Below are 8,167 nucleotides of genomic sequence, written 5' to 3'. Positions count from 1 at the left end.
TACACCGTCTAATTCGTCGGCAGCGTCAGATGTTTATAAGAGACAGATCAGCGCCTGGGCAAAGGCCGGCAGCGAGTCGCCGCGGCGGGTGAGGATGTAGCGTTCGCGCACCGCCCAGGGCTCGTCCAGTTCCTTCAGCACGATCTTCATCGTGCGGCTGTGGCGCAGGCCGGCGGATTCCGGCACCACGCCTATGCCCACGCCGGCCTCCACCATGCGGCACACCGATTCGAAGTTGCTCACCTGCACCCGGGTGTTGAGGCGGCCGCCGGCGCCCTGCAGCAGGCCGTCGAGGAAGCGCTGCAGGGTGCTGCCCTGGTGCAGGCCGATGAAGTCGTGGGCGAAGGTCTCGGCGAAGTGCACCGCGCCGGCGCGGTCCAGCGCGTGGCCGGGCGGCACCGCCAGGGCCAGGCGGTCGGTGCTGAAGTGGTATTTCTCCAGCCCATCCACATCCACCGGGCCGGCGACGATGCCGAGGTCGGTGGTGCCGTCCAGCACGCCGCGGATGATCTCGCCGGTCTGGCGCTCCTGCAGGTCCACGTCCACCTGCGGATGCTCCGCCAGGAAGGTGGCCAGCACCTCGGGCATGAACTCGGTGACGGCGGTGGTGTTGGCGAAGATGCGGATGTGGCCCTTCACCCCCTGGCCGAAGCGCTGCAGGTCGCTCTTCAGGTGTTCGATCTGCGACATCATGGTGCGCGCATGCTGCAGCAGGCTCTGCCCCGCCGGCGTCGGCGCCACCCCGCGCGGCGCGCGGTAGAGCAGGCGCACGCCGGCCTGGCGCTCCAGCTCCTTCATGCGCGCGCTGGCAGCCGGCAGCGACAGATGGCTGCGCTCAGCGCCCTTGGTCAGGCTCTTGCTCTCGGCCACATGGACGAAGAGGCGCAGGTCGGTGAGGTCGAAGTGCATGGCGCGGCGGGCGGGGAAAGGACGATCGGCCGATTATGCGCCGCCGCCGCATCCGGCCCCCGGGCCACCGCCACCCGCCGCGCCAACCATAACAATTTCTTTCCAATGCATTCCGCCGGGCGTGGAAGCCGGCAGGGGCGATGGGATAGCATCGGGCGTTCTCCCCGGAGTCCCCCGCCCATGCAGAACAAAACCATGCGCCCGGTATATTGGCTGTTTGGCCTGCCCTTCGACGCGGTGACGCGCGACGACGCGCTGCGCAGCATTGCCCAGGCCATACGGGAGCGGCAGCGCCTGTTCCTGTCCACGCCCAACCTCAACTTCCTCATCGCCAGCCAACGCAAGCGCGCCTTCCAGGATTCGGTGCTGCACAGCGACCTCTCGGTTGCCGACGGCATGCCCATCGTCTGGCTCGCCCGCCTGCTGGGCGCGCCGGTACCGCAGCGAGTGGCCGGCTCCGACCTGTTCGAGGCGCTGATGGCCGGCGCCGCCGGGCCGGTGAAGGTGTATTTCTTCGGCGGCGAACCCGGCGTCGGCGAGCACGCCGCCGCGCGCCTCGCCGCGCTCGGCGGGCCGGTGCAATGCGTGGGCCAGCACTGCCCCGGCTTCGGCACGGTGGAAGAGATGAGCAGCCCGGAGCGTATCGCCGAGATCAACGCCAGCGGCGCCGACTTCGTCGTCGTCGCCCTGGGCGCGGCCAAGGGCCAGGCCTGGATAGAACACAACCGCGCCCAGCTGGAAGCGCCGGTGATCAGCCACCTGGGCGCGGTCATCAACTTCGTCGCCGGCTCGGTGAGCCGCGCGCCGGTGTGGATGCAGCGCACCGGCCTGGAATGGCTGTGGCGCATCAAGGAAGAACCCAAGCTGCTGCGCCGCTATGCCGACGACGGCTACGCCCTGCTGCGCCTGCTCGCCGGCCACGCCCTGCCCGCCGCGCTGGCGGCGAGGAAACGCGGCAGCGGCGGGGTGGCGCCCTCCACGCTGGAGGCGGGCGGCGGCGGCCATCTCAGCATCATCCTGCGCGGCGTGCTCACCTCCGCCCAGCGTGGCGCGCTGATGAGCCGGCTGGCCGAGGCGCTGCCCACCAGCACCGCGGTGGATGTGCTCATCACCTCCGGCACCCGGGTGGACGCATCCCTGCTCGGCGCCCTCTTCGTCATGCGCAGCGAGGCGGAGCGCCACGGCGTCATCCTGCGGGTGGAGGCGGACGAAGCCGCCCGCCGCGCCTTCCAGCTGCACCTGGCCACCGTGCTGCTGGAGCAGCCGGCGCTGCCGGACGGTCCGACGCTGGTACCCGCCGCACTCTGAGCACGACCCGGACCGAGGGCGGAAGGCGGCTGACCGACCGCCTTCCGCCCTCGTCTTTTCCACCGCCGGCACCGCTGCGAGCCTTCCGCTGCGGCGAACCCTCCGCCCTCTTCACCCGCCGGCACAGCCACCGCGCATGCGCTCGGCGGCGCCTTCTACCGCATCGCCCATCGCCTTGAACGGCGCGTCTTTCCGCCGCACCCCGCGCGCCAGTTCCGCCGCGCGCCCAACGCCCTGAAGCCATCGAATGCTGCACTGCGATTCGGCAATGCCGAAGGCGGGCTACCGCAATGGCGAATTGTTCGCCGGCCCTGCCGTCGCCACCATGGGCTCACCACCACCGGCCCCAGAAGCCGCGAGGAGAGAACATGCAGGAGACGACACCGGCCGCTCTGGCCGACTGGGTGGGACGCGAGGAAAACCGCGCCGACCGCCTGGACCATCGCCCCACCGCCGCCCTGGCCGCCACGCTGGACCTGGCGCCGGAGGCGGTGCTCGCCGAGGGCGTGCTGCCGCCGCTGTGGCACTGGATCCACTTCACCCCGCTCACCCGCAGCGCCGAACTGGGTAGCGACGGCCACCCGGCGCGCGGCGGCTTCCTGCCGCCGGTGGAACTGCCCAACCGCATGTGGGCCGGCGGCCGGCTGCGCTTCCTGCGGCCGCTGGCGCTGGGCGCCGAGGTGGAGCGCCGCACCCGCATCCTGCGCTGCGAACGCAAGCAGGGCCGCAGCGGCGAGCTGGTGTTCGTCACCGTCGCCCACAGCATCGCCGAGTCCCCCTCCAGCGGCGACGGCCCGGCCATAGAGGAAGAGCAGGACATCGTCTACCGCCAGCCCGCCCCGCGTAACCAAAGCGGCCAGCGCCCGGCCGGCGAGAGCGCCCCGGACGGCGCCGACTACCGCATCCGCCGGGTGCCAGACCCGGTGCTGCTGTTCCGCTACTCGGCGCTCACCTTCAACAGCCACCGCATCCACTACGACCAGCCCTACACCACCGGCGAGGAAGGCTATCCCGGCCTGGTGGTGCATGGCCCGCTGACCGCCACCCTGCTGCTGCAGGCCTACCGCCAGACGCATCCGGCGCGCCGGATCGAGCGCTTCGCCTTCCGCGCGTTCGGCCCCCTGCATGCCGGCGAAACGGTGGATTTCTGCGGCCGCGACGACGCCCCCGGCCACAGCGAACTGTGGACCGACATCGGCGGCCGCCTCGGCATGCGCGCCGAGGTGGATTACAGCCTGCCCGCCACCACCCGCGCCGCTGCCTTCCCGCTGCCCTGAACACCCGAACGCCTGCCAACGCGCCTCCACCCCCGGCACGTCACCCATAACCCGAACGCATACAACAACGAGCCACCATGAGCGCCACTTTCACCTTCCCGCCGCTGGACGCCCGCCTCGACGCCAGCCATGCCGACATCCGCGACGCCGTGCGCGACCTCTGCAGCCACTACCCGGACGAGTACTGGCGCAAGGTGGATGAAGCCCGCGCCTTTCCCGACGACTTCGTCGGCGCGCTGACCTCTGCCGGCTGGCTGGCGGCGATGATTCCCGAGGAATACGGCGGCTCCGGCCTCGGCCTGGCCGAAGCCTCGGTGGTGCTGGAGGAGGTGAACCGCTGCGGCGGCAACTCCGGCGCGGTGCATGGCCAGATGTACAACATGGGCACGCTGCTACGGCACGGCTCCGGAGCGCAGAAGCGCGCGCTGCTGCCGAAGATCGCCGCCGGCGAGCTGCGCCTGCAGTCCATGGGCGTCACCGAGCCCACCACCGGCACCGACACCTCGCGGCTGAAGACCACCGCGGTGAAGCAGGGCGACCGCTACGTGGTGAACGGCCAGAAAGTGTGGATCAGCCGGGTGCGCCATTCCGACTACATGATCCTGCTCGCCCGCACCACGCCGCGCGAACAGTGCGCGAAGAAGACCGACGGCATGTCCATCTTCCTGGTGGATCTGCGCGAAGCGGTGGGCAAGGGCCTCACCGTGCGCCCCATTCCCAACATGGTGAACCACGAGACCAACGAGCTTTTCTTCGACAACCTGGAGATTCCCGCAGAGAACCTCATCGGCGAGGAAGGCCGCGGCTTCCGCTACATCCTCGACGGCCTCAACGCCGAGCGCACCCTGATCGCCGCCGAATGCATAGGCGACGGCTACTGGTTCATCGACCGCGCCACCGCCTACGCCCGCGACCGGGTGGTGTTCGACCGCCCCATCGGCCAGAACCAGGGCGTGCAATTCCCGCTGGCCGAGGCCTACATGGAGATCGAGGCCGCCAACCTGATGCGCTGGCGCGCCTGCGCCCAGTTCGACGCCGGCCTCCCCTGCGGCCCGGCCGCCAACATGGCCAAGCACCTCGCCGCCAAGGCCTCCTGGGAAGCGGCCAACGCCTGCCTGCAGACCCATGGCGGCTTCGGCTTCGCCTGCGAATACGACGTCGAGCGCAAGTTCCGCGAGACCCGGCTGTACCAGGTGGCGCCCATCTCCACCAACCTCATCCTGTCCTACGTCGCCGAGCACCTGCTCGAGCTGCCGCGCTCCTTCTGAGGCCCGCCATGACGACGCAAACCCCGCTGCCGCTGGAAGGCATCACCGTGGTGTCGCTGGAACACGCCATCGCCGCCCCGCTCGCCACCCGCCACCTCGCCGACCTCGGCGCCCGTGTCATCAAGATCGAGCGCCCCGGCGTCGGCGACTTCGCCCGCGCCTACGACCGCCGGGTGGAGGGCCTGGCCTCCCACTTCGTCTGGGTGAACCGCTCCAAGGAAAGCCTCACGCTGGACCTCAAGCAGCCGCAGGCGCGGGAAATCCTCGCCGCACTGCTGGAGCAGGCCGACGTGCTGGTGCAGAACCTCGCCCCCGGCGCCGCCGCCCGCCTCGGCCTCGCCCACGAGGAACTGGCGCCCAGGCACCCGCGCCTCATCGTCTGCGACATCTCCGGCTACGGCGACGACGGCCCCTACACCGAGAAGAAGGCCTACGACCTGCTGATCCAGAGCGAGAGCGGCTTCCTTTCCGTCACCGGCACGCCGGAGGACAGCGTCAAGGCCGGCATCTCGGTGGCCGACATCGCCGCCGGCATGTACGCCTACTCCGGCATCCTCGCCGCGCTGATCGAGCGCGGCCGCAGCGGCCGCGGCCGCCGCGTCGAGATCGCCATGCTGGACGCGATGGTGGAATGGATGGGCTTTCCCATGTACTACGCCTGGCAGGGCCAGCCGGCGCCGGTGCGCGCCGGCGCCGCCCACGCCACCATCTACCCCTACGGCCCGTTCAAGGCCGGCGACGGCCGCACGGTGATGCTGGGCCTGCAGAACGAGCGCGAATGGGCGCTGTTCTGCGACCAGGTGCTGCGCCAGCCGGCGCTGCGCTCCGACCCGCGCTTCATCGACAACGCCGCCCGCAACATCCACCGCGAGGCGCTGCACGCGCTGATCGAGGACAGCTTCTCCACGCTGGACGCCGAGCAGCTCATAGACCGGCTGGAGGCCGCCGGCATCGCCAACGCCCATGTGAACACCATGGCCGACCTGTGGCAGCACCCGCAGCTGCAGGCGCGCGGCCGCTGGACCACGGTGGACTCGCCCGCCGGCCCGCTGCCGGCGTTGCAGCCGCCGGGCATGGGGCCGCAGCGGCCGGCACGCATGGCGCCCATTCCTGCGCTGGGCGCCCACACCGAAACCATCCTCGCCGAGCTGGGCTACGCCGGCCATTTCGGCGAACTGCGCGACGCCGGGGTGGTGTGATGCGATCCCCCGCGAACGCAAACCTCGCCGCCGCCCGCAGCTTCCTGTTCGTACCCGCCAGCCGGCCGGAGCGCATCGCCAAGGCCCTGGCCAGCGGTGCCGACATCATCGTCGTCGACCTGGAAGACGCGGTGCCGCCGGCCGACAAGGATGCCGCCCGCGCCACGCTCGCCGCCTGGCTGGCCCACCACCCCGGCAGCGCGCTGGCGGTGCGCATCAACGCCGCCGGCACGCCCTGGCACGAGGCCGACCTCGCCCTGTGCCGCCATCCGGACGTGATCGCGCTGATGCTGCCCAAGGCCGAATCCGCCGCCAGCGTCGCCGCCGCCCATGAAGCCAGCGCCGCCACCGCGGTGCTGCCCATCCTGGAAACCGCCGCCGGCCTGGGCGCGGTGGACGCCATCGCCACCGCCCCCGGCTGCGCCCGCCTGGTGTTCGGCAAGCTGGACCTGGCGGTGGAGCTGGACCTGGTGCCGGACGAGGACGACGCCGAAGAGCTGGTCTTCCTGCCCTACCGCGCCATGCTCGCCCTCGCCAGCCGCCGCGCCGGCCTGCCGCTGCCGGTGGATGGCGTGTTCACCGCCATCGGCGACAGCGCCGGCCTCGCCCGCTACGCCCGCCGCGCCCGCAATCACGGCTTCGGCGCGCTGCTGCTGATCCACCCCACCCAGGTTTCCACCACCCGGGCCGCTTACGCCCCCAGCGCCGCCGAGCGCGCCTGGGCCGAAGCGGTGCTGAGCGCCGCCGCGCAGGCCGGCGGCGGCGCGGTGCAGGTGGAAGGCCGCATGGTGGATGCGCCGGTGATCGCCCGCGCCGAACGCATACGCGCCGCCGCCGGCTGAAGCAGCGGCCGCTTCCGGCCCATCCGCAGGCAGGACTCGCTACGCCGGCCTGCCTCCCGCCTTTCGCTCGACCCTCACCCCAAGCCCGACCTCACCGCCGATTCCGCAGCACCCATAAAACTCCACTGGAGGAGACAGCACCATGCACACCGTCCGCCACATCCACCGTGCGCTCGCCATCGCCGGCGCCATCACCACGATCGCCGCCACCGCGCTGCTGCCCGGCCAGGCCGGCGCCCAACCCGCCGAGCAGAGCGGCCCCATCGTCATCAAGTTCAGCCATGTCACCACCGCCGACACGCCCAAGGGCAAGGGCGCCGACCGCTTCAAGCAGCTGGTGGAAGAGCGCAGCGGCGGCAAGGTGAAGGTCGAGGTCTATCCCAACAGCACGCTGTACAAGGACAAGGAAGAGATCGAGGCGCTGCAGCTGGGCTCGGTGCAGATGCTGGCGCCCGCCCTGTCCAAGTTCGGGCCGCTGGGCGTGCGCGAATTCGAAGTCTTCGACCTGCCCTTCATCTTCCCCAACGCCGAAGTGCTGACCCGCGTCACCGAAGGCCCGGTGGGCGCCTCGCTGCTGAAGAAGCTGGAAACCCGCGGCATCACCGGCCTGGCCTACTGGGACAACGGCTTCAAGGTCATGAGCGCCAACCGCCCGCTGCGCGAGGTGAAGGACATGCGCGGGCTGAAGATGCGCATCCAGTCCAGCAAGGTGCTGGAGGCGCAGATGCGCGCGGTCGGCGCCCTGCCGCAGATGCTGGCCTTCTCCGAGGTGTACCAGGCGCTGCAGACCGGCGTCGTCGACGGCACCGAGAACACCACCTCCAACTACTGGACGCAGAAAACCTCGGAGGTACAGAGCGACATGACGGTGTCCGACCACGGCTACATCGGCTACGCGGTGATCACCAACAAAAAGTTCTGGGATGGCCTGCCGCCGGACATCCGCGCCCTGCTCGAGCAGGCGATGAAGGACAGCACCCGCTATGTGAACGAGATCGCCCAGCAGGAGAACGACGAAGCGCTGAAGAAGATCGCCGCCTCCGGCAAGACCAGGGTGATCACCCTCACCCCCGCCGAACGCGAAAGCTGGCGCCAAGCCATGCTGCCGGTGCACAAGGAAATGGCCAGCCGCGTCGGCAAGGACGTGATCGAAGCCATCTACAAGGAAGCACAGACCGCGCAGGCGCAGCGCTGACGTCGGCCCGGTGCGCCCGGCCGGGCCGGAGTGGGAAAGCGCCCATGCGCACTTTCCCGCCTCGGCCCGGCAAGGCCCACCGCCTATAATCGGGCATGACCTCCGCACCTCACGCCCCCGCGCCCGAGACCTCCCCGGCGCCCGACTCCCCCGCCATCCCGCCCCCCGG

Annotated in this window: 6 protein-coding genes; all 6 read left to right on the top strand. The window is 70.8% G+C overall.

What is annotated here, in order from left to right; translation table 11 throughout:
• The first annotated feature begins 1,089 nt into the window (after window positions 1–1,089).
• Entirely contained in the window at window positions 1,090–2,217 is a 1,128-nt protein-coding gene (locus tag GRF61_RS22255) for a WecB/TagA/CpsF family glycosyltransferase (protein WP_169152813.1), read from the top strand.
• A gap of 368 nt (window positions 2,218–2,585) precedes the next feature.
• Entirely contained in the window at window positions 2,586–3,494 is a 909-nt protein-coding gene (locus GRF61_RS22250) for an acyl-CoA dehydrogenase (protein ID WP_169152812.1), read from the top strand.
• Between the two features lie 77 nt (window positions 3,495–3,571).
• Entirely contained in the window at window positions 3,572–4,762 is a 1,191-nt protein-coding gene (locus tag GRF61_RS22245; RefSeq protein WP_169152811.1) for an acyl-CoA dehydrogenase family protein, read from the top strand.
• Between the two features lie 8 nt (window positions 4,763–4,770).
• Complete coding sequence (locus GRF61_RS22240) at window positions 4,771–5,961, top strand: CaiB/BaiF CoA-transferase family protein (RefSeq protein ID WP_169152810.1); 1,191 nt, start codon at window positions 4,771–4,773, stop codon at window positions 5,959–5,961.
• The gene (locus tag GRF61_RS22235; RefSeq protein WP_169152809.1) at window positions 5,961–6,803 is read left to right on the top strand and encodes a CoA ester lyase; all 843 of its coding nucleotides are present in this window, start codon (window positions 5,961–5,963) and stop codon (window positions 6,801–6,803) included. Before GRF61_RS22240 ends, GRF61_RS22235 begins: the two co-directional genes overlap by 1 nt.
• Window positions 6,804–6,945: 142 nt before the next feature.
• Window positions 6,946–7,998, top strand: coding sequence for a TRAP transporter substrate-binding protein (locus GRF61_RS22230; RefSeq protein WP_169152808.1), 1,053 nt, complete (start codon window positions 6,946–6,948; stop codon window positions 7,996–7,998).
• The last annotated feature ends 169 nt before the right edge of the window (window positions 7,999–8,167 follow it).

Origin of the sequence: Azoarcus sp. TTM-91 (assembly GCF_012911025.1) — a bacterium.
GTDB lineage: Bacteria > Pseudomonadota > Gammaproteobacteria > Burkholderiales > Rhodocyclaceae > Azoarcus.
This window is presented reverse-complemented; position numbering and strand designations above follow the sequence as displayed.